Genomic DNA, 23,569 nt, shown 5'->3' on the forward strand with positions numbered 1-23,569 from the left:
TGAAACGTGTGGCAATAACGGAAAGTTTGAAAAAGAAACGGATTGTAGCAGTAATCAGAAATGCTGATTTGTATAACATTCTGCCAATAGCCGAGGCGTTACATAAAGGAGGGATTCATGCAATTGAGATAACAGCAGAGACCCATCGTGCCCCCGAGATTATCGAAAAAGTCACAGATGCTTTTGGAAACGATCTCCTGATTGGGGCTGGTACGGTCCTTGACCCCGAAACAGCGAGGACCATGATTTTGGCTGGAGCGGCGTTTATCGTTGCTCCGACACTCAACACAGACACCATAAAAATGTCCAAGCGTTATGGCATCACGTGTATACCGGGGGCGTTCACTCCGACAGAAATCCTGACAGCCTATGAACATGGGGCAGATATGGTCAAAGTCTTTCCAGCTGGCGTAGCCGGTCCAGATTATATCAAAAACATTAAAGGGCCTCTACCGCATATTCCCCTGATGACTACCGGCGGTATTCACATGGAGAATATGAAAGATTATTTCGAAAAGGGAGCAGAAGTAGTTGGAATCGGCAGTCAACTTGTGGATCCAAAGCGATTGAAGAATGAGACGGATTATGAGTCACTTGCCAACCGTGCTGCGAACTATGTCAAACGATTATCTGATTGCAATTTTTAATCCTGTATGTAAGCGAATTCAACCATTGAGAGGAGAAGAATGATTATGAAAAAATTAATGTCATTATTATTTATCATGATAGTTGGGGTATTTACCCTTGCTGGTTGTAGTGGGGAAGGAAACGAGGCAGGGGGCGAGAGCGATTCCATTAAGATTGTCGCTGCCCATAACCAGACCTCTCCTGAAAATCCGTATCAAGAAGGTTTGTTGAAGTTTAAAGAGGTAGCTGAAGAAAAGTCTGACGGCAAAATTGAAGTAGAAGTACATGCTGGAACTTTGGGGACGAGCGAGTCTGAGCTAGTAGAGAAATTAAAGCTCGGCGGTGCGGATGTAGTATTGGTTTCTCCAGGTTTCATGAGTAAGACAGGAATTGACGAAATTGATTTATTCGCGCTTCCTTACGTTTTTGACAGTTACGATCACTGGGAAAGTGTCGTAGATGGAGAAGTTGGGGACAAAATGGCTGATATCATCAATGAAAAATCCAATAATGACTTTAAACTGCTCGGCTATTGGTCTGCAGGCGTCCGTCATTATTATGGGAAGAAACCATTAGAGTCTATGGAAGACATCAAAGGCATGAAATACCGGACACAAACCTCCGGGGCTGTGGCGAACTATTGGAAGCAGACTGGTGCCGTACCGACATCCGTTGCATGGGGAGAACTCTATCAAGCCTTACAGCAAAACGTAGTAGATGCAGCGGAAAATGCTTATCCTTATTTCGTGCAACAAAATCACCACAAGACAGAGAATGGTAAATTCATTACCGAAACAGCACACGACTACACTACCCGTTTCTTGCTGGTGAATGGTAAGAAATTCGATTCTTATTCAGATGAACAAAAAGAAATCATTATGGAAGCGGCAGAAGCATCTGTAGAAGCAGAGAGAAAGTCTGTGAAGAAACAAGAGGAAGAATATAAGCAAAAAGCGATTGATGATGGAGCAAAAGTGAATGAAATCGATCGTGAACCTTTCATTGAGCTTGCCAAGCCGATCCAGGATAAAACCGCAAAAGAAATCGGTGCAGAAGATATGCTGAAGAAAATAAGAGAAATGAAATAAAAGAATGTTCAAGTTGGAAGGAGCAGAGGGCGCTATGTGTGCCCTTTCCTTTTAACTTCTTTAAAGGAGGTAAGTGTAACCCATGTTCATCAAGTGGCTGGAACGTCTGCAGTTAACAATTGGAATAATTTTTCTATGTATCTTCTTTACAGCTATTCTTATCCAGGTCATTACCAGGTATGTAGGGATTTCTGTCGTCTGGACAGAAGAAGTGGCCAATTACTCTTTTATATGGTCTGTGTTTATGGGAGCAGCCGTCATGGTTAATAGAAGAGAACACTTTAAATTTGACCTTTTATTAAAAAAGTTAAGAGGGAAGAAACGCAATTCACTATTCATCTTCAATGATTTGATTCTTTTAGCATTCAGCTTTGGAATTTTATTTTATGGAATCCAGGCCGTCCAGAGCTTCTGGGATTACAACTGGGTTTCTTTATCAGACATGAAAATGGGTTATGTCTGGATTTCTGTTCCGATCATGGGGGGCACCATGGTCATCTACACTATCAATAATATTATCAGCAACATAAGAAATTTCGATAGAGAGGAGGCAGTCGAATGATAGGTCCATTATTAGTCGGTTTATTTATCATTCTTATGGTTATAGGTATCCCGATTGCATTTGTCATCGGGATCATCGCCTTGATTGGTATCATGAATGTTCCTTATATACCTGAAGTTACGGTGCCTGTGAAAATGTTTAATGGCCTCGATTCGTTTGTGCTGATTGCTGTACCGTTGTTTATTCTGGCAGCTAACTTGATGAACAGCGGACAAATTTCACAAAAACTGATTGATTTCTCATTATCTGTGGTCGGACATATTCGCGGAGGCCTGGCCCATGCCAACATACTTGTATCTATGCTGTTCGCGGGAGTTTCCGGTGCTGCCCAGGCTGATACAGCTGGTGTTGGGAAAATCCTGATACCTAGTATGAAAAAGCAGGGCTATGATACAGAAAATGCCGTGGGAATCACAGCTGCCTCTTCCACTATCGGAGTAGTCATTCCACCAAGTATACCGATGATCATCTATGCGGGTCTTACCAACGTTTCCGTCGGTGCCTTGTTTATCGTAGGAATCATTCCGGGAATTTTAGTGGGGCTTGGGATGATGACCCTCATCTACATGTTTGCACTGAAAAAAGGATACCCCACCTATCAACGGGCATCCATGAAAAATTTCACGAAGCAGTTCATTAATACGATCCCAGCAATGCTGACACCAGTCATACTGATCGGGGGCATCATCTCCGGTATTTTTACGGCTACAGAAGCGGCAGCATTTGCTTCTTTGTACACAGTTTTTGTAGGGATGTTTATCTATAAAACTTTGAAGCTTAAAGACTTTCCGAGAATATTGGTTGATACGATCACTCTCAGCTCGCTATCGTTATTTGCTCTGGCAGCCGCCAGTGCACTGGGAGAATTGATGAGTTATTATCAATTATCTGCCTGGGCGAATCAATTTTTCACAGAAAACATTGATAGTAAATGGATCTTCCTGCTGATCATCATTGCATTTTTCTTATTTGTCGGTACCTTCATGGATGCGATTCCGGCTATGATTTTATTTATTCCAGTGATTCTGCCAGTGGCGATATCTTTCGGTATTGACCCAGTCTTACTCGGAATTATAACAGTCATGACTCTGGCTGTGGGACTTGTGACACCTCCTTATGGATTGTGTCTGCTGCTCGCAGCTAAAATAGGGAATCTCTCAATTGAACGGTCATTCGGAGCAGTAATGCCTTATATTGCTATTATACTAGTAGTCTTATTAGGGATAACTTTCTTCCCGGAAATAGCTATGTATTTACCTCAAAAAATAAGTCCGGGATTATTCTGATAAGTGATGGAATAAAGGAGTTAGTCTTTTTTAGGATGGAAGAACGAGTATCCATCGTGTGGAAGATTTGCAGGAAGCGAAGAAATTGTATCATCGATATGTGTAAGCGTAAGGAGGAAAAGTGCCTGACACCCAGTAGGGGCAGGCACTTTTTTACTATACTCATATAGGCAGATGACTCAATTCCTGTCTAAATGTACCCGAACGAAAAGAAAAATGAATAGGATGATGATGTATATTAAGGAGGCGAATGACACATGTATGAATATTACAATCCTTATCAACCGGGCGGGTACAGTTACAGACAGCAAAATGGAGGGCAAGGACAAGGTCCGATGGTATGCTTTCCTGAGGGCAGTGCCCCTCAAATAGAAGGCGGGCTGGAAGGGACAGTCACGGTTAATGATGAAGAAGTTACCGTAACCTGTTACCCTGTGCCAGCACAAGGTATGGGAGGAGTTCCTCAAGGTCAGCCTAATGGGCAAGGGCAGCAAAACGGCCAAGATAATGGCAGTGGTCAACAAAACGGCGGGCAGCCTGACATACCATATGGCGATATTTTGGAACAGCTTCCTATGCCCGGCCAGGGAGGAAATGGCCAAGGGGGAGGCATGCCTGGTGGTGGGATGATGCCACAGCTTCCTTTCCCGGGACAGGGAGGAAACGGTCAAGGAGGCATGCCGGGACTTCCATTCCCTGGGCAGGGTAATGGTCAGGGAGGTGTACCTGGCGGAGGAATGATGCCTGGGCTTCCTGGTCCTGGTCAGAACCAGGGTCAGCAAGGGGGCAGATTTGCGTCAAGGCAGATACCATCTCCGTTGTATTATCCGGGAATTCCTTATTATTGGTGATTTAAGAATCAATAAAACTTAAGTGAAAAGGCCTGATCCCAAACAAGCTTTACTGTGTGGGAATCAGGCGCTTTTTTTAGAATAGTAAAATCGGAAATCCCGGCTAAAGGATTTCCGATTTGCCTCATATAATATAGAAGAAACTCGTTAATATGGACGTTCTTCCTGAACAGGCAAGTCATCCCAGAAAGAAACATCCTTCTCCTGAATGCTGCCATGTAAATGGTAATATAGCAGAAAGGGAGTGGTGGTTAGTGAATTTGAAAGAGCAAATAAAGGAATTAGAGAAGAGCCATTTGAATCTGGAGGTACGTAAATCTTCAGCAGAACTGGATAAAATTCTAGCGGATGACTTTTTTGAAATTGGTAGCTCAGGGAGAATGATCTATAAGGAAGAATGTATTACCAGTGGCGTGGATTTAGATGAACTGGAATTATTTGATTTTGAACTTCATCAGTTAGGACCAGATGTCGTCTTAACTACATATTTCATTCATAACAAAACTAAAAACCGGAATACACTTCGGAGCTCGATTTGGAAGCAGCGGGAAGAAAGGTGGGAGTTGTATTTCCATCAGGGAACAATTACTCACCGCTCTATACCACGCTAAATATCAACAAAAAGTGCCAGAACCCAGCCATGTTAACGCTGTAGGGATGGCACTTTTTTGATGGTCCAATGGTAAATAATCGCAACTCCTTTCTCCTCCTAAATTGTTTGCATCTCCATCCATGTTATAAGGGTGACAGAAAAGCCCTCCTCGTCTGGATTTAACAATTGTGCTCAATTCTTGCTTCTCTAATATGTAGGCAATTCATACTGAAAGTGTGGTAGAAAAGTAGTCTATCATTCTGATGGGATTGCTAGAAGATATGAGTATGACTAGAATAAGTGAAAAGCTAATAGTTGTTTTAATATTTGTCTTAGCAATAAATATAAGAGGGGGATCGAAATGAAACAATTGTTATTTAAATCTCTTGTGCTAACTTTAGCGTTCGCTTTATTTGCAACACCTTTTTCACGTATGGCCCATGCAACAGATAATGACGTTACTGCAGCTACTGAACAAGAAAAAGAGCTCGCTGAAAAGTTGGAGTTCATGTTTGAAGAAGCTACTATAAAAAGTAAAAGCGGAAAGCCAATTCAAATGGACTTTAAAAAGATAGAAGAAAAGTTCGGCAAATCTCCTGAATTAAATAAATTAAAACATGAGATTAATACAATGAATAAACCTGCCAAGAGACAAAATGAAGTGCCTGGAAAAGCTGAGGCGCCTCCGTTCCTGGAATGTAATATAGAAGAACCACAAACCTTTGGAATACAATCGCACACGTATGACCCCGTCGATCGATGCATTGAACAAAAAATCAGAAATAACTGGACAGATTTTATTGGGATTGCTGCCCTAACAATGGCAATTGATTATATTACACAAGGGAAATATCTTTCAGCAGCTAAAAAATTAGTTAATGCAGGGGTAAGAGGAAACGCTATTGCTATCGCTGCTACACTTAGCTGGTATTTATCCTACTGTTTATGGACAGAGGGAGATAACCCTTGGTAGTATGAAAATAATTATTCTTACATATTTCTTCACAAATAGGGAGTGATCGTAAGTGAGAAGTAACATAATCTGGATAGTATTTTTCATTCTGCTTTCTATTTGGCTGATAGCAGTCGATTATTTTCAGAATTCCTCACCAGATGTATTTATTAACCTTTTGCAAGCAGCATTCATTGTTTTGTTTATACGTCTTATTTATGGGCTGGTTAATAAATGGAAAAGAAACGCTTCAAAAAAAGAGTCCTCTTAGGGATAGCTCTTTTTTTATTATTGAATTTACTAAATTTAAAAAAAGATTGACGCAAGGCCTGATTATGATAGAATAAAGCCTAGTTTACTTATAAGCATTACTAATATTCTTATCTGGAGAGGTTGAGGGACTGACCCAATGAAGCCTCGGCAACCGGCAAATTTTGCACGGTGCCAATTTCAGAGGAAGGCGAAAGCTATTCCGAAGATGAGAATCGATTGGCAAACGTTAAAACGGTTGTATTCGACTCTTCTCTCTTCGTGAGGGAAGAGTTTTTTTATTGAAAAAGGGAGGGCTGGAAACAAGCTGGAGCAGAAAAATATATTGATAGGGGGAATTTCCATATGATAATTGCGATGATGACATGGGTTGGAACAATGGTTTTTTCTTTGCTGTTAGGCACGTTTCTTTGCTATAAAGTCGAGAAGTCAGGCGTGAAGAGATGGGGAGCTAATGGGAAATTGTTTAAGTACAAATAAGAGTTTCAGGAAGGATGTTATTGAAGCATGATTTGGTATGTAATTGTTTTTTGTTTTTATATTATTTTTCTTATATGGGCAAATGTAAAAAGTCTTAAAACAGCAGAATCGGTCGATGATTATACTACTGGCGGACATAGAATGGGATTATTACTAGGAATTGGTACGACTGCGGCAACCTGGGTGAGTGTTGCATCAGTTGTTGGGGTTCCAGGGTATTTATACAGCTCAGGTGTAGCTGCGGTGATAGGCTGGGTAGCGGGCTGGTGCTTTGGTGGAGGTTTAATTCCGATTGTTGCTTACAAAATTAGAAGGCCTGAAAAACCGGCCAGAACTTTCCCGGAGTATATCAGGCATCGGTTTGAACCCTTTCAGAAAAAGAGTACGCTGCAGGCGATTGTTGGCATTTTAATGTTTATTGGTTATTTGCTGTTAGTCAATATTCAGGTGACTGGATTTGGAATTGTGTTTTCCAGCATCACAGGCATTGATTATAAGCTGGCGATATTCGGTTTTTTATTATTTATTTTAATTACAAGTGTGGGTGGCTTCTGGTCTGTTGCTGCGACAGATACATTAAATACCATCTTGATTACAGTCGGTGTATTACTGGCGAGTGGCGTCATATGGTCACTCACCGGTGGACTAGGTAATATAGTAGAAACGCTTGCAACGACTACTGCTCCTACCATTGAGGGGGGACCACCACTTGAAGAAGGAATTTTGTTATCCCCTTTAGGAACGTTTGGCTTGGGGGCACTGTTTTCTATATTTATCTCTAATTCATTAGGAACACCATCCTCACCGCACTGGGTCACCCGGATGCTGGCTCCTAAAAATGTAAAAGTAGCGATTATGCAGGTGATGGGCACCATCCTTGTGCTCATCTTCATCATGGGCCCATTAATCATTATCGGGTTAGGGGCAAAAGTTCTGATACCCAGCATACCTGCAGGAAAAACGACAGACTATATTATTCCGCTAGTAATTCAGGAATACACACCGCCGATCATCGGTGGAATCACATTGGTAGCGATTTGTGCGGCAGCGATATCTACGGCGAATTCCATGCTTCTGCACTGTGCAACTTCCTTATATTATGATGTGTACTTGAATATATCTTCCAAAAGGATCAGTGACAAAAAGTTTAAGAATTGGCTGCGGTTGAGTATCTTTGCTATTGCAGCCGTAGCAGTTGTATTAGCTATTAAACCACCGTGGTTCTTAGCAATGGGATTTGTCTATATATACGGAGGATTTGGAGCAGCCTTTTTCCTGGTTGTTATTCTGGGCCTTTATTGGAAGCGAATGAACAGAGCAGGGGCCTATGCAGGCATTACCATCGGTGCAGTGGTGTATGTGGTGGCTAAAGCTATGGGGTATACCGTGCCATTTGTAATTGCTGTAGTTGCGTCACTAATAGGGGTATTAATCGCTGTCTATTCTACCAAAAAAGCTCCTCTTGAAGCATATGAACCTTATTTTAAGGCAGAGATCAGTGATTCAACAAGAAGGGTAATGAATGATGTTAGAAATAGTTCCCATGAAGAATCTCAAGACAATGCTGGACAATCTAAAATAGGGTAAGAATATTTTTTAAAGCTTGCCAGCGTAAACATGGGTAGGTAAAGAAAGTCTCGATAAAACACACTTACTGGAAGTAGTGCTCACTGAAATCAAGAAGGGAGGCATCCATGACGGATGTCTCCCTTCTAATTTACTTAGTAATACTTCAAAGTGATTAGAATGATCCTGCGCTCCTCTCCAGAAAGCAAAGTGAAGATATCGTGATCATGAGCGAGTCATTGAAGATTATGTTGTTATGAAAGAAATCATTATAAAAAAAGTATCATATTCTTTAATTTTACATATATTATATAAACTTAAAACCGACTAAACCACTCGTATTAATTGGTGGTTGAGTTCTGTACTACAAAGTATGACTAAATTAAAGAGGTGAACGAATTATGGCTAAGTGGGTTGGTACTGATCCCACGTTTTATCCTTCTGCTAAATCAGCCATGGAAGCTCCCAGAGAGAAGCTTGCTTATGTTGCGCTCCTGCAGCCGGATGCCCTTGGGGTCATTGATCTTGATCCTGACTCAGAGACCTATGGACAACTGATTCATCAATTGCTTTTGCCCGGGGAGGAGGAAGATGAACTTCATCATTTTGGTTGGAATGCATGCAGCTCTGCGCTTTGCCCTACCGCTTTTCATCCCACGCTTGAGAGACGTTATTTAATTCTGCCTGGTATCCGCTCTTCCCGTATCTATATTGTCGATACGCAGCCAGACCCGAAGAGCCCCCGTATTGTCCGAACGATTGAACCGGAAGAAATCAAGGAACGAACGGGCTACAGCCGATTGCATACCGTTCATTGCGGGCCGGATGGAATCTATATTAGTGCCCTGGGTTCCGGGGATGGTGACGGTGGTCCTGGCGGTATTCTCCTGTTAGACCACTTCAACTTTAATGTGTTAGGTGCCTGGGAAATGGACCGCGGGCCGCAGCATTTTTCTTATGATTTTTGGTGGCATATTGCCCATGATGTGACGGTAACCAGTGAATGGGCTACACCGGATCTCTTTGAGAATGGATTACAGCTGGATGCCCTCTTGCAGCGAAAGTACGGACATAAAATGCATTTCTTTGACAGCCGTTCCAGAAAGCATCTGAAGGAAATTGATTTTGGCGATCAGCATCAGATGGTATTAGAGCTACGCCCGGCGCATAATCCGAAGAAAACGTATGGATTTGTGAGTGTGGTTACCGATGTCACCAATCTGGCCAGCTCGGTCTGGACATGGTATGAGGAGAATGGGAAATGGGACGTGAAGAAAATTATTGAAATCCCTGCCCAGCCGGCCGATCCGGATCAGCTTCCGCCAGCACTTAAAGACGTTGGTGCCGTACCGCCGTTAGTGACCGACATCGTGCTTTCCCTTGATGACCGTTATCTTTATGTCCCGTGCTGGGGGACTGGGGAACTAAGGCAATATGACGTCAGTGACCCGTTTAACGCGAAGTTGACAGGCAAAGTGGAGATTGGAGGAATCGTAAACCAAAAAGCACATCCGAATGGTAAAAAGATAACCGGCGGACCACAGATGGTGGAATTAAGCCGGGACGGAAAACGGCTTTATTTCAGTAACTCCCTCTATAGTTCCTGGGACGATCAATTTTATCCGGAAGGCATTCAAGGAGCGGTGGTAAAAGTAGATATTCTTGCTGAAGGAGGAATGGAAATCGATCCAGACTTCCTGATTCAGTTAGAGAAAGGCAGGGCCCACCAAATCCGTCTCGATGGTGGAGACTGCTCCACGGATACGTTCTGTTACCCTTGATCCTGATTGGAGGAAAATAAAATGGATATGCTGGTTTCTGAGGGCAGTCAGATTGCCATTGCTGCCCTGCTTGGTGCCTTTCACGGACTGAATCCTGCGATGGGCTGGCTCTTCGCTGTTTTCCTTGCTGTTCAAAAAGACGACTGGCGGGTGCTCATTTATGCGATTATTCCGATTGGCATGGGGCAAATGCTAGGGGATGGAGCGGTCGTCCTCCTGCAGACGATCGCTCGATTTCAATTCCCGTTGCATATCGTCCATTTGAGCATCGCTTCCATCGTGCTTGGCTATGGCATTTATCGTTTGTTTCGCTATTTTCGACATGTGAAATGGACGGGGGGATTGAAGGTAGGGTACGGACAGCTGCTGCTTTGGTCGTTTCTCGCTGCCTCTACCCATGGTTCCGGACTGCTGCTCTCTCCGTTCATCTTAGGTGCGGATCATATTGCTGATATTCTGCCGCTCTATTTATTTCATGAACTTGCGATGCTTACTTCAATGACAGTGGTTGCCTTTATTGTGTACCGTATTGGAATGATGAAAATACGAAAATATATCGTTAATTTTGATCTGATATGGGCTGTTTTGTTAATCGTTGTTGGACTGATTCTCTTCTTGATGAATGTGGATGTTGGTGGAGAGATGCCTGGTCACATGCATTGAATCCTAAAATTTAAAGTGCCTGCCCCCCAGTGAGTTTATGCTTTACTATAGTGGGGGCAGGCACTTATTTGCATGAATAGATTACTCGCTTATTGTACATGCCAATGGTTCGTGCGACAATAAAAATAATCAAGTAAAAAAGAAGGGGATGTGAGTATGAAACGTGCAGGTATCATAGGTGGTTTAGGTCCGGAGTCGACGGTGGATTATTATAAACTTTTCATTGAAAAGTACCAGCAGCGTGTGAACAGCAGGCAGAAGCTCCCGGAACTCTATATCAACAGCATCAATATGTATAACATTTTCCATTTCATTTCTGAAAATCAAATGGATGAGCTGATTGAGTATGTTGGAAGTGCTGCCAAACAACTGGAAGCTATTGGTGCCGACTTTATCGTGATTGCTGCCAATACGCCGCATATTGTTTTTGATAAAATCAGCAAGCAGGTAAATGTTCCGATGATCAGTATTGTCGAAGCAACGTATGAGGAGACTAAGGAACTTGGAATAAAAAATGCAGGCCTCCTGGGTACTAAATTTACGATGGAGCATGACTTTTTCAAAGAGCAATTTTGGAAGCATAATAAAAAAATCACCGTCCCATCTGAACAGCAGCAGGAATATCTGCATGAAAAAATCGTAGATGAATTGGAAAATGGAATCGTGAAGGAAGATACAAAAGAGGAGTTCATCCGGGTGATTAATCAGATGATTGAGGAATTTGGTATTGATGGACTGATTCTTGGATGTACCGAGCTTCCAATGATTCTTAAAGAAGGGGACGTAGCTATTCCGCTTATCAATACGATGGAGATCCATGTCGATAAAATGGTAGAGCATATGTTTAGTGATGAGTGATACTTGTAAAATAAAATGCACATCGTTGCTTATCAAAAAAGGACAGCCGGAAAGCGCGGCTGTCTTTTATATATTCGATAAATCATACATTTGTTTCTTTTCTTTCGCGTTCCATAAGCTTGGAAAGTAACACACCCAGCTCATAGAGGGCAAATAGGGGCCCCAATACGATCAACTGCGATATAATATCTGGCGGTGTAATCAGGGCGGACACTACAGCCATCAACAGGTAACCGTATTTTCTCACTTTGCCGAGTTTTTCTGGAGTTACTACTCCCACGGCTGTCAAGAACATCAATACGAGCGGGATTTCAAAAAGAAATCCGATAGGTATCGTAGTCATCAACAGGAAAGAAAAGTATTCTTTTGCCGTGATCATCATGCTGAAATTAGTGGTTCCGATATTCAGGAGAAATCCATATACGGTCGGGAAAATCACCCAAAAACCGAACGCAATTCCAGCAAGGAAACTGAAGAAAATCCCTGGGATGAACGTTAGAGCTGTCCGGCTTTCTTTATCAGAGAGTGCTGGTTTGACAAACCTCCAGATTTGATAGCCGATAAAGGGGGCGGATACCCCGAGGCTCAGACTAGCGGCTATCCCGGTATAGAATCGGATGACATCCAGCGGTCCGAGCATCACTAATTTATGTTCGTCTGTCAACAGTGGAATCACATGATTAACAGATAGCAGAAATCCTACAAAGCAAACGACAAAGAAGATGGCAGAATAGAGGACCGCTTTCCGTAAATCAGAAAGGTGTTCGACCAGTGTCTGTTCTTCCGTCGGGTGGTTTTCGATTTTGGCTTCGACTTCCCGCATTCTCATTCCCCCTTATGCCTGGTTATTCTTTCGGGGATTTATCCTCATTTTTTTCGTCAGGTTCGTCATTCATCAGGCTGTTGGCTGATTTTTTGAATTCCGATAAGGTTTGTCCGAAAGCGGCTCCGATCTCTGGCAGTTTCTTTGGTCCGAAAATGATAAGTGTCACGACAAGTATGATGATCAGCCCCGGAATTCCTATGTTAGTCAGTCCCATGGTCGTCTCTCCTTTTATAGAAAATGATTACGCTCGTTTGCTGGCTGCTTTTGCTTTGACTAATTGGCCTTTATTTTCCCTGTATTTCATGATGCCTTCCGCTGCCCGGTATGCTAAAGCGCCCACGGTTCCGGTAGGGTTGTAGCCGCCATTATGGGCAAAAGCGGAAGCACCGATCACGAACAGGTTATCCGCATCCCACATTTGCAGGTAGTTATTGACGGCTGAGTTTTCAGGATCAGCCCCCATAATCACGCCTCCGGTATTGTGAGTGGTCTGATAAGGAACAATGCTGTAATGGTCCTTGATCTCTCTTGGCTCCACAATGTCAGCGCCCATTTCTTTCATAATATCGGCGCATTTACCGCTCAAATAATCGTGAAGTTTCCTGTCCTGTTCCGTGAAATCGTATGTCATGCGCAACAGCGGAAAGCCGAACACATCCTTATAATCCGGGTCCAGGCTCAGATAGTTGTTCCGATGGGGAATCGATGCTCCCTGTGCCCCAATTGCAAGGTTTCTGTGATAATACTTGATGGACTGGGCTTTGAATTCTTTGCCCCAGTTCGGTGTATCATTCGGTACCACGTTGTTATTGATCGGCCGCTGTCCGGTCTGTGTAATGGCCAGCACACCGCCATGAATGAAATCAAGCTTGGAATGATCGAAATTATCGCCATTATAGTCATCGACGGCTGCCCCAAGAGACCCCGCTCCCATATAGGTGTTGAACTTCTTGTTTTCAAAAAATCCGGTTGCCCCCGGCAAGATTTGATAACAATAGTTTTTCCCAATCACACCAGCACGTGTTTCAGGGTCATAAGGCTTACCAATGCCTGCCTGCAGTAGCAGCCGGGTATTATTCATGACGTAGCTTGTCAGGACCACGACATCTGCCGGCTGGATGAATTCCTCTCCCGTTTGCAGGTCGACATATTTGACGCCTGTTGCTTTACTTCCGTCATACAGGATTTCCGTCACATTCGCATGGGTGCGAAGTTCGAAATTCCCAGTTTTTTTAGCGGTCGGAATAACCGTGACATTCGGAGATGTTTTGGCGCCGTATTCACACCCGAAGCGCTCGCAATAGCCACAATACTGACACTGATTTATCGTTTGTCCATCAGGATTTTCGTATCGTTCTGACAGGTTTCCGGACGGAATATGGATAGGATGAAAATTTTTATTCTTAGCCGCATCCTTGAACATTTTCGTTATCGGCGTTTCTTTCATCGGCGGGGTAGGGTAAGGGTTATTTCTTGGTGCACCTTTCGGATTTTCTTCCCCGCTGATCCCTGCCATCTGTTCGAATTTGTAAAAATAAGGATCCAATTCATCATAAGTGATGCCCCAGTCCTGCAAGATGTAATCATCCCCGAGTTTATTTGGTCCGTACTTCTCCTCGGTCTTTGATTTTATTTCAAAATCATAAGGCAAAAATCGCCATGTCTGCCCATTCCAGTGAACTCCTGCTCCGCCAAGCCCTTCTCCAAGCAAAAATGATCCGAGCTGGCGCATCGGCAGGGCCCGTTCATCTCGATGATTACGGAAAGTGATAGTTTCTCTCGATAAATCCTGCATCAATTCGTAGCGGATCGCATACCGGTACTCATCATGGACATGCTGGAAATCCTCGGTCGAACGGGCCTTTCCCCGTTCAAGCCCGACGACCTGGACACCCTGCTTGGTCAGTTCTGCTGCGATAATCCCGCCAGTCCAGCCGACTCCTACAGTGACCACATCTACTTTCTTCAGCTTCTCAGCCATTTAATTCCCTCCCATATGGTTACGAAGCGAAATGCGCCCGTAATGGTTTTGGTTCCTTTTTGATAAATTTTTCTTTTTCAATATCATTGATGTAGCTCATGTAGTTGCCCGGGTACTCTTTCATCAGCCAGCCTTCCATATTGCCATTCCCTCCATAGAGCGGGTCGGAATATGCGCCTTCCAGCGTAGCCGAACGTAACAATTCGAAAAACGTAGTAGGGGTGACACCTTTTAAATCTACCTCACCATCCTGGAATTTCTGCAGTATTTCATCCTTTTGTTTATCTTCGAGATCCACAAAGGACGAATCAAATCCATTCTGGCTTTCTTTTTCAATCGCCTGGATCCCTACCATGAACACCTCATGCCGTTTCAACCGCGTTTGGTAACCCTGGAAGTCGGAACCCGGATAGAATGGACGCTGCATATATTCACGGTCGTTATGGCCATAGGCTCCAGCTAATTGATGGTCAATAAAGTAGGGAACCCCCAATTTGATTGCCCCTGGCCCGTTTTCATCCTCCGGGAAAATACGCTCAGTTGCCGCACTGAGAATATCGAAGTCCTTTTGCCTGGTGAAATACATCAATGCCCGGTTGTAGTCATTCGCATCCTGGTTTTTCTCAGGAGATGCCTGCTGGTTATCGGTGAAGACATTTCTGCCAAGGATGGTGCCAAGAAATCCACCACCGATAGCGCCTCCTGCGACATAACTTGAATTTTTGATAAATCGTCGTCGCGACATCGTCGATTTTGTATTTTCATCCGCCATACTGCTGCCCCTTTCCAAAAAAGCGATAATTATGCATGTGTTTTTACCAATGTAACCATCAGAGGAAGAATCTATACTTTTTCTGAATGGAATTGACATAACACCAATTAGTGTTATATTAAACACATAACCAAAAGGTGTTACATAAAGGAGAGGTTAGATGAGTAATCAAAGGAAGACAGTGCCTGAAATCAGAAAGAATGTCGTGTTTGATGCTCCGTTTGATGCTCCTGTGGACAAAGTCTGGAACGCAGTCACTACCGCGGAAGCAATAGAAGAGTGGTTCATGCCCAATAACTTTAAACCAGTGGAGGGACATGAGTTTTACATCAAGTCTCAGTTTGAAACATCAAATTGTAAGGTGCTGAAAGTAGACAAACCGAATGAGGTCTCCTTCACTTGGGGAGAGCAAGGCTGGGTAATCACCTTTTACCTGGAAGAAGTTGATGGGAAAACCGCATTTACCTTAGTTCATTCTGGCTGGGGGGCGGCTGATGACGTAATGGCTCCAGCCAATCGGCCGCAAATGGATATTCGTAATACGATGAATAATGGCTGGGACAAAATTGTGGATGACAGATTAAGAAAAGTGGTCGAGGGCTAATGGCTGCTACTGCCAGGCATGATGTTTACCAGGCGATCGCTGATCCTACCAGACGGCAGATGCTGAAGCAGTTGGCAGAAAAAGATGCCTCCATCAAAGAAATTGCGGACAGTTTTTCTGTAAGCAGGACGGCAATTGTGAAGCATTTACATGTGCTTTCAGAGGCAGAGCTGGTAAAGAGCAAGAAAAAAGGACGAGCAAAAATTTATTCTCTTCAGCCAGCCCAGCTGATGGAAGTAAAGGAATGGGTCTCCTTCTTTGAACAGTATTGGGATAACAAACTTGCTAATTTGAAACCCTTGGTTGAAGAGGACTAAAGAGCTGTTGAGCAGCTCTTTTTCTATAAATAATTTCGTTAACATTTATAAAAAAGTGCCTATAAAAATGTGCCTGACCCCCAATGCGGTAATGCTTTACTAGACTGGGGGTCAGGCACTTTCTTTCTAGCCAGTTGGACTCAGGTTATTGGAGTGGTTTTTTAAAAGCTTTGACGATAACACCGTCGTCAGCAGGTTCGAAATCCTGGGAAGGGATACGTTCAAACCCCATATTTGAATAAAGTGCCATGGCATTTTTCATAAAATCACCGGTATGTAGACCAATATGGGTATGACCTTCTTTTTTTGCTGTTTCGATACAGTGAAGCACCAGGGATTTACCGATTCCTTTTTTCCGTGACGCGGGATCGACCGCAAGCATCCGTATTTCTGGATAATCTGCTCCTTCTTCCAGCCACTCATAAGCTTCCGTATTAGCAGGAAAAAGTACAATGCTTCCGATGATGCTTCTACTTTCTTCCATAACATAGATATTCACGCCTTCTTTCAAGTCATTTTCGGAAGAAAGCGTTCCTTTCAAGGCGTTCCAGTGTTCTTCGGACACAAGCGGTTTGTATTCCTCGTAGCAGCCGATCCGTTGGTTTCGGACAAATGGGAGTTCCTCCTGTTTCATTGGTCGTATATGCAAATTATCCACTCCTTTTCTTTCCTCCAATTATAACGAATTTTCGTTAAAGACATCAAAAAAACGGAATTTCGTAACAAACGTGTGGATCGGATCACAATGGAAAAAAGAGGTCTATCGTCCCGCTGCAAAAGGTTGTTTGAAACTTAATTATTTTAAAGTGCCTGACCCCCAGTGAGTTGACGCTTTACTGCAGTGGGGTAAGGCACTTTTGCTCGGAAGAAACGTTATTATTAGGTCTTGCTTCGATAGTGAATCCGAAACAAATAACTGGTATGGTAACTAAAGAGATGATTTACAAGGGAAAGGCAGATAAAAAGCAAATTGCTATCACTTTTGATGATGGCCCGGAAAAAAACTTATACACCAAAAATCAAAAAAGGGTAGAGGCTACTTAAAAGCGTCTGATCTTTTGGGGTCAGGCATTAATTAAGAACTAGGAAAGAGAGGTGAGGCTAATCAATTCAGAGGTTAGTATTTTAGGTGTGTTAGTAGCAATGGCGTTAACGATAATCTTGATATTAAGGAGAATTAACCCTCCATATGCCATGATGGCAGGTGCTTTAGCTGGCGGAATCGTCGGTGGCCTTCATATAACAACTACCCTCGACTTCATGATCGAAGGTGCTCAATTACTGACACCAGCCGTATTACGGATTTTAGCAGCAGGAGTCTTGGTTGGGGTTTTAATAGAATCAGGCGCGGCCAACGTCATTGCGAATACGATTGTTACAAAAATGGGAGAAACAAGAGCTTTATTAGCGATTACGGTATCCACATTAGTTTTAACGGCAGTAGGTGTGTTTATCGCAGCAGCTGTTATTACAGTTGCCCCGATTGCTTTAATGATTGCCAAACGAACCGGAGTTTCAAGGCTAAGTGTTTTAATCGCTGTCGTATGTGGGGCGAGAGCAGGGAATGTAATGTCACCTAACCCGAATACCATTGCAGCGGCTGAAAGCTTTTCCTTACCGTTAACGAGCGTCATGTTTGCTGGACTAGTGCCAGCTGTCGTCGGAGCGGCGTTTACATATTTTATTGCCAAAAAAATAAATAATAAAGGTTCAATGGTCACTAAAAACAGGGAAGAAAAGACAGATGAGAGGAATAAGCCTCCTTTTTTTGCAGCCATTTCAGGGCCATTGTTTGCGATTTTTCTCCTATCCTTGCAACCGTTATTCGATATTAAAATTGATTCATTACTTGCATTGCCAGCTGGAGGGTTCTTTGGGGCGGTCGTGATGAGAAAAACAACAGATTTAAAGTCTTTTATGTCAAGTGGGCTTCAAAAAATGGCTGGTATATCCATTTTAATACTAGCAACGGGGACATTAGCCGGCATTATCGTGAATTCCTCACTCAATAGTATGATTATGAGCGGCTTGAATGCATTTGATTTGCCCATCTCTTTCATAGCACCTCTATCAGGTTCGTTTATGGCGTTAGCGACAGCATCCGCAACATCTTCTGCGGCAATTTCCAGTAATGTGTTTGGTGAAATATTGTTAGATAATGGAGTCAGCGCTTTAGCTGCTGCAACGATGATCAATGCTGGTGCCGTTTCTTTTGATCATTTACCGCATGGTCCCCTCTTTCACATTTCACGGGATAGTTTCTTCATGCATATGAAAGAACGACTGAAAGCACTGCCATATGAAACGTTAATTGGGATTGTAATCGTGATTGTTTCTACGATTATTTATGGAGGTTTACTTTAAAAGCTGGAGTACCTGGAAAGTTCTTACTTAAAACTGAAAATCCTCCAACATTTCGATATTAAGGTTGGGGGATAATATATTGATTCGTTTCGGATGATTAAACCATGTTCTGATTGGATTTTGGAGCAGTGCATTAAGGAAGCAAATATTTATGAAAAACTATTCTTCTAGTGGCAGAAGAAGGGGAGTTAGGCAAAAAACAGTTTGACAACTTCCCCTGTATTTTGTCATAATGTTGACTAACAACATACTGGTACCTTTAATTCAGTCCCGTGAGGCTGACAAGGACGGCGTTTTAAGAAAGATCTGTGAAAAACATACAATTCCGAGAGAGTTGTACCTTTTTCATGCAGCATCTTAAGGCTTCTTGTCGGAAACGGCAGGAAGTTTTTTTTATGCCCAATCTTTCCCGCTCCCGGTACCGGTATCTATTACAGATACTGGAGGAATGGAATATGAAAATGACAGATAGCGATTTTGCATTAAAGGCTGTACCTCAGTCAGAACGGCACGGATTCTGGAAGATGCTGATGGTTATGATGGGACTCACTTTCTTCTCAGCGAGCATGTGGTCAGGCGGAACACTTGGTACAGGTTTAACGTTTGTTCAGTTTATGGCGATTGTCCTGCTCGGTAATCTAATTCTTGGCGCTTATACAGGTGCTCTTGCTTATATTTCTGCAAAAACAGGCCTTTCTACTCACTTGCTCAGTCGTTATGCTTTCGGTGAAAAAGGATCCTACCTTGCTTCTTTGCTTCTTGGAGGAACGCAGGTCGGATGGTTTGGTGTCGGAGTGGTCATGTTCGCTCTTCCTGTTCAGAAAGTGACCGGCATCGATATGATCTGGCTGATCGCTGGTTCTGGCGTATTAATGACAGCTACGGCTTTCTTCGGGATGAAGGCGCTGATGTGGCTCAGCTTTATCGCAGTTCCCCTGATTACGATTCTTGGAAGTTTTTCCGTTTTTCAAGCGGCTGGAAGCATGGGTGGCTTTGAGCAGCTGATGGCGCACAGCCCGTCTGAATCACTTGGACTAGCGGCTGCACTGACAATTTGTATCGGTTCCTTTATTAGTGCTGGTACGTTAACCCCTGATTTCACCCGTTTCTCCAAAACGAAAAAATCTGCCGTCACAAGCACGGTCATTGCCTTTTTCATCGGGAATTCGCTTATGTTCCTATTCGGTGCAGTAGGTGCGATGGCGACAGGAAAAGCGGATATATCCGAAGTGATGTTCACACAAGGTCTGATTATTCCAGCCATTCTCGTACTCGGTATGAACATCTGGACAACGAATGATAATGCACTCTATGCTTCTGGACTCGGTTTCTCAAGCATTACGAAAATCACTAAAAACAAAGTGGTCATTTTTAACGGGATTGTCGGTACAGTGGCCGCGATGTGGCTGTATAACAATTTCGTCGGTTGGCTGACGATGCTCGGTTCTGCTCTACCGCCGATTGGAGCGATTATTTTAATCGATTATTATTTATACCGTCGTAAAGACATGGCTGCATTTGAACACCAGACATTCAAAAAAGTCAAATGGACCGGAATCATCGCCTGGGCAGCAGGTGTCGCGGCCGCCCAATGGGTACCGGGCATTGCACCAGTGAATGCCTTGATTGCTTCCATACTTGTCTATACCGTCCTGTCTAAGTTCGCCGAACAGACCGTACACCACCAAGTTGAAGAAGGAGAAGTTGTATGATTATTAAACAAGCGAAACTCCGGAGAAAAGAAGGCCTTTGGTCGATCCAGATAGATAATGGAGTCATCCAGAAGATTACGCAAGACCAAATAAACCAGGAAGATGAAACCACCATCGATGCAGGAGGGTCGCTTGTCATCCCTCCATTCGTCGAACCGCATATTCATCTGGATACGACCCTGACTGCTGGCGATCCGGAGTGGAACAAAAGCGGTACTCTTTTTGAGGGAATTCAGCGCTGGTCAGAACGGAAAGATAAGCTGACTGCAGCGGATGTAAAAGAAAGAGCAAAGCAGGCTCTGGCAATGCAAATCGCAAACGGCATCCAGCACGTGCGTACCCATGTCGATGTCACAGATCCTGAGCTGACCGCCTTGAAAGCTCTGTTAGAAGTAAAAGAAGAAATGAAAGAAGCGGTCGATCTTCAGCTCGTTGCTTTTCCACAAGAAGGCATTCTTTCCTACCCGAATGGAAAAGAATTGCTGGAAGAAGCTTTGAAGCTTGGAGCAGATGTGGTTGGAGCTATTCCACACTTTGAGTTCACCCGCGAGTATGGGGTGGAATCTTTGAAAATTGCTTTTGATCTCGCTCAAGAATATGACCGGTTTGTCGATGTGCACTGTGATGAAATTGATGATGAACAATCCCGGTTTGTGGAAGTCGTCGCAACAGAGGCATTAGAAAGAGGTATGGGGGAGAAGGTGACTGCGAGTCATACGACCGCCATGGGCTCGTATAACGATGCCTACACATCGAAGTTGTTCCGTCTGTTGAAGATGTCCGGCATTCATATTATCGCTAACCCCCTCGTCAACATCCATCTGCAGGGCAGGTTCGACAGCTATCCAAAGCGGAGAGGTTTAACGAGGGTAAAAGAATTAAAGGAAGCCGGCATCAACGTTGGTTTTGGTCACGATGACATCTTCGATCCGTGGTATCCGCTCGGAACAGGCAATATGCTGCAGGTCCTTCATATGGGGCTCCACCTCTCCCACCTGATGGGATATGAACAAATCAAACAGGGCATGGATTTCATTACTGAAAATAGTGCCAGGATTTTAAACCTGAACGAAGCGTATGGCTTAGACGAAGGTCGACCAGCAAACTTGATTGTTCTCGATGCTGAAGATGAATACGAAGCGGTAAGAAAGCAGGCGGCTGTCCGTTACTCGATCCGCCACGGAAAAGTTTTATCGGAAACAAAACCAGCTGAAACGACGGTACATTTTTAATAGAATCATGGCATAAGGAAAGACCGGCTGACTGCCGGTCTTTTTGTATGGCGGGATAGTGACGGAGCCCTAATATATTGCAAAGCAGGGGCGGAAAACGACTTTATTTCAGTAATCCCCTCTATAATACCTGGGACGATCAATTTTATAGAACGTTCTTATAGAAATTATTACCACTCTTTTCTCGTGAAATATTGTTGTAACTTAACTGTAATGTAAGTAAAATATACCCTTGAGTGTTTCCCAATTACTGGTTTAAAATAGTGAATAGGATACATGTTTTCTTTAAGGTATAAATCTATATAAATCTAAAATAAAAATAAAGAGTATGAGTTAATGTTATCTTTAAAGGTTACTTAATTTCAGCCCTACTTTTGCTGATAAATTACAAAATAACCAAATTTTTGCTAGAATGGTGTTAAATATTTAAATTATTCTAAGAATTAATATACATATTTCCGTTAAATATGAAGGAGTGAAATCTATGCATAAAAATGATTTTGTGTATTATTTGGACCAATACAATGTTCTTTCACCTAATCATTCCAAAATCTATGATGAGTATACAAACGATGAAAATACAGTGAATTATAATTTCACCATAGAAACAAAAGTGGAAAATTATTTGTTAAATGTATTCTCAAATGAGCCAAGAAGTATTATTCTGACTGGTAATGCTGGAGACGGAAAAACTAGACTTTGCAGAACGGTGTACAATCATTTTAGTGAAGAAGAATTAAAGTCCTGGCCTACAGATGGGCTCATAGAAATTAACTTTCCGCATGGAAAATTAATTTTTGTGAAAGACTTATCAGAATTAAAAGATGAAGTAATTGAGGATATTTTAACAAACCTTCAAAATCAGATGATTAGTAATTACGAAGATCCTACATATTATTTGATTGCTGCTAATGAGGGTAAGCTCAATAAATTTCTTTCTCAAAGAAATTCTTTAGGTAGATTATATAAAGAAGTTAAAAATCGTTTTAACGACTATAAGAATAATAACTTTGAATTAGATGTTATAAATTTATTAGATGTTACTTCTTCGGAGTATGTTAGACGTGTACTAGATGATTGGAACTCGGACGAGAATTGGGAAAGCTGTGCAGTTTGTCCTATGAAAGACAAGTGCATTATATTTCACAACCACACTAAGACCTCCCAACAGCATATTAAAGATCAAATTAGTTCTCAGTACAGAACATTAGATTTTCTAAATGAACATATTACCATGCGAGAGATGTTAATTCACATTGCCTATACAATAACAGGTGGTTATGTATGCGAAGATATCTTCACATCAGATAGTGAAGAAATAAATCAGCAAAGATTAAGTGCTTACTATGATAATTTCTATGGAGCACATGCTAGACAAGACGCTTTTGATGAGATGCGAGCATTGAAAGTGTTAAAAATTCTGGATCCAGGGAAATATTCCCACTCAGTTATAGATGATTTTATTGTAAATGGAGATATTAGTGGGGATGACTATTTAGAAAATTCGCATAACAAACTCTTTAGCAATCAGTTAGATATGAAGTTTAATTACTTTGTAAATCAACTTCATACTTACCGCTATCATGATGAAATTGATAATAAAACTTTTATAGAAGAATGGATAAGCAAGTTGCGGAGAAAGACTTTTTTTGAACTAGAAAAGAATGATTTATTTGATGTGAAAGAATTATTGGCTTTTGAATACCTGCCTGAGTATTTTGAGGTTTTTGAGAATAAGGAAATTTCGTCAGGAATAAAAAATAAATTAATTGCAGGATTAAACCGTACCTTTTCTAAAAAGTTAATTTCACCAAAACAAAAACATTTATTGGCTACTAGTGAAAATGCTTTAGTGAGTGGAGAATATAATAAAAAATATATTTCTATAGAGTTAGAGAAAACGAGGAATGATATTGATCATCTCCCCTCTAAACTGAACTTAAATGTAGAGCTAAAAGAAGATGATGTACCATTAGAAATTAATTTACTAGTTTTTGAGTATTTAATGAGGATTGCAGGTGGAGGTACTCATAATATTTTAAGGCAAGACGTAGAAATATTGCTCGATACCTTTAAAAATGAATTAATTAATTCAAGTGACCCAGAAGAGGATGAACTTGAAATACTTCGTTTAGATAAAGAAGCCGGACTTTACATTGTTGATGCCATTAGTTTTGAATAGGAG

At 42.3% G+C, this 23,569-nt stretch carries 23 protein-coding genes and 1 riboswitch; of the genes, 18 read left to right on the forward strand and 5 right to left on the reverse strand.

The window, feature by feature from the left end:
- Positions 1 to 8: 8 nt before the first annotated feature.
- From ACGTN9_RS10960 to ACGTN9_RS11010, 11 genes are all read left to right on the forward strand, one after another.
- Positions 9 to 647, forward strand: a complete 639-nt coding sequence (locus ACGTN9_RS10960; RefSeq protein WP_499592696.1) for a bifunctional 4-hydroxy-2-oxoglutarate aldolase/2-dehydro-3-deoxy-phosphogluconate aldolase — start codon at positions 9 to 11, stop codon at positions 645 to 647.
- A gap of 45 nt (positions 648 to 692) precedes the next feature.
- A complete protein-coding gene (locus tag ACGTN9_RS10965; protein WP_499592698.1) occupies positions 693 to 1,715 on the forward strand; it encodes a TRAP transporter substrate-binding protein in 1,023 nt (340 codons plus the stop codon).
- Positions 1,716 to 1,797: 82 nt separating this feature from the next.
- Complete coding sequence (locus tag ACGTN9_RS10970; protein ID WP_499592700.1) at positions 1,798 to 2,277, forward strand: TRAP transporter small permease; 480 nt, start codon at positions 1,798 to 1,800, stop codon at positions 2,275 to 2,277.
- Positions 2,274 to 3,563 carry a TRAP transporter large permease gene (locus ACGTN9_RS10975; RefSeq protein WP_499592702.1) on the forward strand — a complete coding sequence of 430 codons (1,290 nt, stop codon included), beginning with the start codon at positions 2,274 to 2,276 and terminating at the stop codon, positions 3,561 to 3,563. The genes ACGTN9_RS10970 and ACGTN9_RS10975 overlap by 4 nt, the downstream gene beginning before the upstream one ends.
- Positions 3,564 to 3,820: 257 nt before the next feature.
- Positions 3,821 to 4,414, forward strand: coding sequence for a hypothetical protein (locus ACGTN9_RS10980; protein WP_499592704.1), 594 nt, complete (start codon positions 3,821 to 3,823; stop codon positions 4,412 to 4,414).
- Between the two features lie 254 nt (positions 4,415 to 4,668).
- The gene (locus ACGTN9_RS10985) at positions 4,669 to 5,025 is read left to right on the forward strand and encodes a nuclear transport factor 2 family protein (RefSeq protein WP_499592706.1); all 357 of its coding nucleotides are present in this window, start codon (positions 4,669 to 4,671) and stop codon (positions 5,023 to 5,025) included.
- Between the two features lie 342 nt (positions 5,026 to 5,367).
- The gene (locus ACGTN9_RS10990; RefSeq protein WP_499592708.1) at positions 5,368 to 5,979 is read left to right on the forward strand and encodes a hypothetical protein; all 612 of its coding nucleotides are present in this window, start codon (positions 5,368 to 5,370) and stop codon (positions 5,977 to 5,979) included.
- A gap of 356 nt (positions 5,980 to 6,335) precedes the next feature.
- Positions 6,336 to 6,443: riboswitch (SAM riboswitch) on the forward strand.
- Between the two features lie 292 nt (positions 6,444 to 6,735).
- On the forward strand, positions 6,736 to 8,295 hold the full coding sequence (locus ACGTN9_RS10995; protein WP_499592710.1) for a sodium:solute symporter family protein: 1,560 nt from the start codon (positions 6,736 to 6,738) through the stop codon (positions 8,293 to 8,295).
- A gap of 380 nt (positions 8,296 to 8,675) precedes the next feature.
- On the forward strand, positions 8,676 to 10,055 hold the full coding sequence (locus ACGTN9_RS11000) for a selenium-binding protein SBP56-related protein (RefSeq protein WP_499592712.1): 1,380 nt from the start codon (positions 8,676 to 8,678) through the stop codon (positions 10,053 to 10,055).
- 21 nt (positions 10,056 to 10,076) lie between these two features.
- Positions 10,077 to 10,718 (forward strand): hypothetical protein, encoded by a 642-nt coding sequence (locus ACGTN9_RS11005; protein ID WP_499592714.1) that lies wholly within the window; start codon positions 10,077 to 10,079, stop codon positions 10,716 to 10,718.
- 156 nt (positions 10,719 to 10,874) lie between these two features.
- Positions 10,875 to 11,576 (forward strand): aspartate/glutamate racemase family protein, encoded by a 702-nt coding sequence (locus ACGTN9_RS11010; protein WP_499592715.1) that lies wholly within the window; start codon positions 10,875 to 10,877, stop codon positions 11,574 to 11,576.
- Positions 11,577 to 11,658: 82 nt separating this feature from the next.
- Here ACGTN9_RS11010 and tatC read toward each other — a convergent pair whose 3' ends face one another.
- From tatC to ACGTN9_RS11030, 4 genes are read right to left on the reverse strand one after another with little or no spacing between them, the layout of a single operon-like run.
- The gene (gene tatC / locus ACGTN9_RS11015) at positions 11,659 to 12,399 is read right to left on the reverse strand and encodes a twin-arginine translocase subunit TatC (protein ID WP_499592717.1); all 741 of its coding nucleotides are present in this window, start codon (positions 12,397 to 12,399) and stop codon (positions 11,659 to 11,661) included.
- Positions 12,400 to 12,421: 22 nt separating this feature from the next.
- The gene (gene tatA, locus ACGTN9_RS11020; RefSeq protein ID WP_499592719.1) at positions 12,422 to 12,616 is read right to left on the reverse strand and encodes a twin-arginine translocase TatA/TatE family subunit; all 195 of its coding nucleotides are present in this window, start codon (positions 12,614 to 12,616) and stop codon (positions 12,422 to 12,424) included.
- A 27-nt stretch (positions 12,617 to 12,643) separates the two neighbouring features.
- A complete protein-coding gene (locus ACGTN9_RS11025) occupies positions 12,644 to 14,383 on the reverse strand; it encodes a GMC family oxidoreductase (RefSeq protein ID WP_499592721.1) in 1,740 nt (579 codons plus the stop codon).
- A 19-nt stretch (positions 14,384 to 14,402) separates the two neighbouring features.
- Positions 14,403 to 15,155: a gluconate 2-dehydrogenase subunit 3 family protein gene (locus tag ACGTN9_RS11030; protein WP_499592723.1), complete on the reverse strand. Its 753-nt coding sequence runs from the start codon at positions 15,153 to 15,155 to the stop codon at positions 14,403 to 14,405.
- A 160-nt stretch (positions 15,156 to 15,315) separates the two neighbouring features.
- Between ACGTN9_RS11030 and ACGTN9_RS11035 the strand changes: the two genes are divergently transcribed.
- Together ACGTN9_RS11035 and ACGTN9_RS11040 are read left to right on the forward strand one after the other, a co-directional pair.
- On the forward strand, positions 15,316 to 15,759 hold the full coding sequence (locus ACGTN9_RS11035) for an SRPBCC family protein (RefSeq protein ID WP_499592725.1): 444 nt from the start codon (positions 15,316 to 15,318) through the stop codon (positions 15,757 to 15,759).
- Positions 15,759 to 16,076 (forward strand): ArsR/SmtB family transcription factor, encoded by a 318-nt coding sequence (locus ACGTN9_RS11040; protein ID WP_499592727.1) that lies wholly within the window; start codon positions 15,759 to 15,761, stop codon positions 16,074 to 16,076. The genes ACGTN9_RS11035 and ACGTN9_RS11040 overlap by 1 nt, the downstream gene beginning before the upstream one ends.
- 145 nt (positions 16,077 to 16,221) lie before the next feature.
- Here ACGTN9_RS11040 and ACGTN9_RS11045 read toward each other — a convergent pair whose 3' ends face one another.
- Positions 16,222 to 16,734 (reverse strand): GNAT family N-acetyltransferase, encoded by a 513-nt coding sequence (locus ACGTN9_RS11045; RefSeq protein ID WP_499592729.1) that lies wholly within the window; start codon positions 16,732 to 16,734, stop codon positions 16,222 to 16,224.
- Positions 16,735 to 16,973: 239 nt separating this feature from the next.
- On the opposite strand from ACGTN9_RS11045, the gene ACGTN9_RS11050 reads away from it, so the two are divergent.
- The 5 genes from ACGTN9_RS11050 (at position 16,974) to ACGTN9_RS11070 (ending at position 23,566) form a co-directional block, all read left to right on the forward strand.
- Positions 16,974 to 17,120, forward strand: a complete 147-nt coding sequence (locus ACGTN9_RS11050; RefSeq protein WP_499592731.1) for a hypothetical protein — start codon at positions 16,974 to 16,976, stop codon at positions 17,118 to 17,120.
- A gap of 60 nt (positions 17,121 to 17,180) precedes the next feature.
- A complete protein-coding gene (locus tag ACGTN9_RS11055) occupies positions 17,181 to 18,440 on the forward strand; it encodes a GntP family permease (protein ID WP_499592758.1) in 1,260 nt (419 codons plus the stop codon).
- 455 nt (positions 18,441 to 18,895) lie between these two features.
- Entirely contained in the window at positions 18,896 to 20,152 is a 1,257-nt protein-coding gene (codB, locus tag ACGTN9_RS11060; RefSeq protein ID WP_499592733.1) for a cytosine permease, read from the forward strand.
- Positions 20,149 to 21,384, forward strand: coding sequence for a cytosine deaminase (codA, locus tag ACGTN9_RS11065; protein WP_499592735.1), 1,236 nt, complete (start codon positions 20,149 to 20,151; stop codon positions 21,382 to 21,384). Before codB ends, codA begins: the two co-directional genes overlap by 4 nt.
- Positions 21,385 to 21,868: 484 nt before the next feature.
- Positions 21,869 to 23,566: an ATP-binding protein gene (locus tag ACGTN9_RS11070; protein WP_499592737.1), complete on the forward strand. Its 1,698-nt coding sequence runs from the start codon at positions 21,869 to 21,871 to the stop codon at positions 23,564 to 23,566.
- Positions 23,567 to 23,569 lie beyond the last annotated feature (3 nt).

Source organism: Halobacillus sp. B23F22_5 (assembly GCF_043497085.1).
Lineage (GTDB): Bacteria > Bacillota > Bacilli > Bacillales > Halobacillaceae > Thalassobacillus.

Coding starts and splice junctions, on each gene's coding strand:
- ACGTN9_RS10975 (WP_499592702.1), top strand. CDS start 2,274: ATGATAGGTCCATTATTAGTCGGTTTATTTATCATTCTTATGGTTATA.
- ACGTN9_RS11010 (WP_499592715.1), top strand. CDS start 10,875: ATGAAACGTGCAGGTATCATAGGTGGTTTAGGTCCGGAGTCGACGGTG.
- ACGTN9_RS10980 (WP_499592704.1), top strand. CDS start 3,821: ATGTATGAATATTACAATCCTTATCAACCGGGCGGGTACAGTTACAGA.
- ACGTN9_RS11030 (WP_499592723.1), bottom strand. CDS start 15,155: ATGGCGGATGAAAATACAAAATCGACGATGTCGCGACGACGATTTATC.
- tatA (WP_499592719.1), bottom strand. CDS start 12,616: ATGGGACTGACTAACATAGGAATTCCGGGGCTGATCATCATACTTGTC.
- ACGTN9_RS10965 (WP_499592698.1), top strand. CDS start 693: ATGAAAAAATTAATGTCATTATTATTTATCATGATAGTTGGGGTATTT.
- ACGTN9_RS11040 (WP_499592727.1), top strand. CDS start 15,759: ATGGCTGCTACTGCCAGGCATGATGTTTACCAGGCGATCGCTGATCCT.
- ACGTN9_RS11005 (WP_499592714.1), top strand. CDS start 10,077: ATGGATATGCTGGTTTCTGAGGGCAGTCAGATTGCCATTGCTGCCCTG.
- ACGTN9_RS10970 (WP_499592700.1), top strand. CDS start 1,798: ATGTTCATCAAGTGGCTGGAACGTCTGCAGTTAACAATTGGAATAATT.
- ACGTN9_RS10990 (WP_499592708.1), top strand. CDS start 5,368: ATGAAACAATTGTTATTTAAATCTCTTGTGCTAACTTTAGCGTTCGCT.
- ACGTN9_RS11035 (WP_499592725.1), top strand. CDS start 15,316: ATGAGTAATCAAAGGAAGACAGTGCCTGAAATCAGAAAGAATGTCGTG.
- tatC (WP_499592717.1), bottom strand. CDS start 12,399: ATGCGGGAAGTCGAAGCCAAAATCGAAAACCACCCGACGGAAGAACAG.
- ACGTN9_RS11025 (WP_499592721.1), bottom strand. CDS start 14,383: ATGGCTGAGAAGCTGAAGAAAGTAGATGTGGTCACTGTAGGAGTCGGC.
- ACGTN9_RS11000 (WP_499592712.1), top strand. CDS start 8,676: ATGGCTAAGTGGGTTGGTACTGATCCCACGTTTTATCCTTCTGCTAAA.
- ACGTN9_RS11070 (WP_499592737.1), top strand. CDS start 21,869: ATGCATAAAAATGATTTTGTGTATTATTTGGACCAATACAATGTTCTT.
- codA (WP_499592735.1), top strand. CDS start 20,149: ATGATTATTAAACAAGCGAAACTCCGGAGAAAAGAAGGCCTTTGGTCG.
- codB (WP_499592733.1), top strand. CDS start 18,896: ATGAAAATGACAGATAGCGATTTTGCATTAAAGGCTGTACCTCAGTCA.
- ACGTN9_RS10995 (WP_499592710.1), top strand. CDS start 6,736: ATGATTTGGTATGTAATTGTTTTTTGTTTTTATATTATTTTTCTTATA.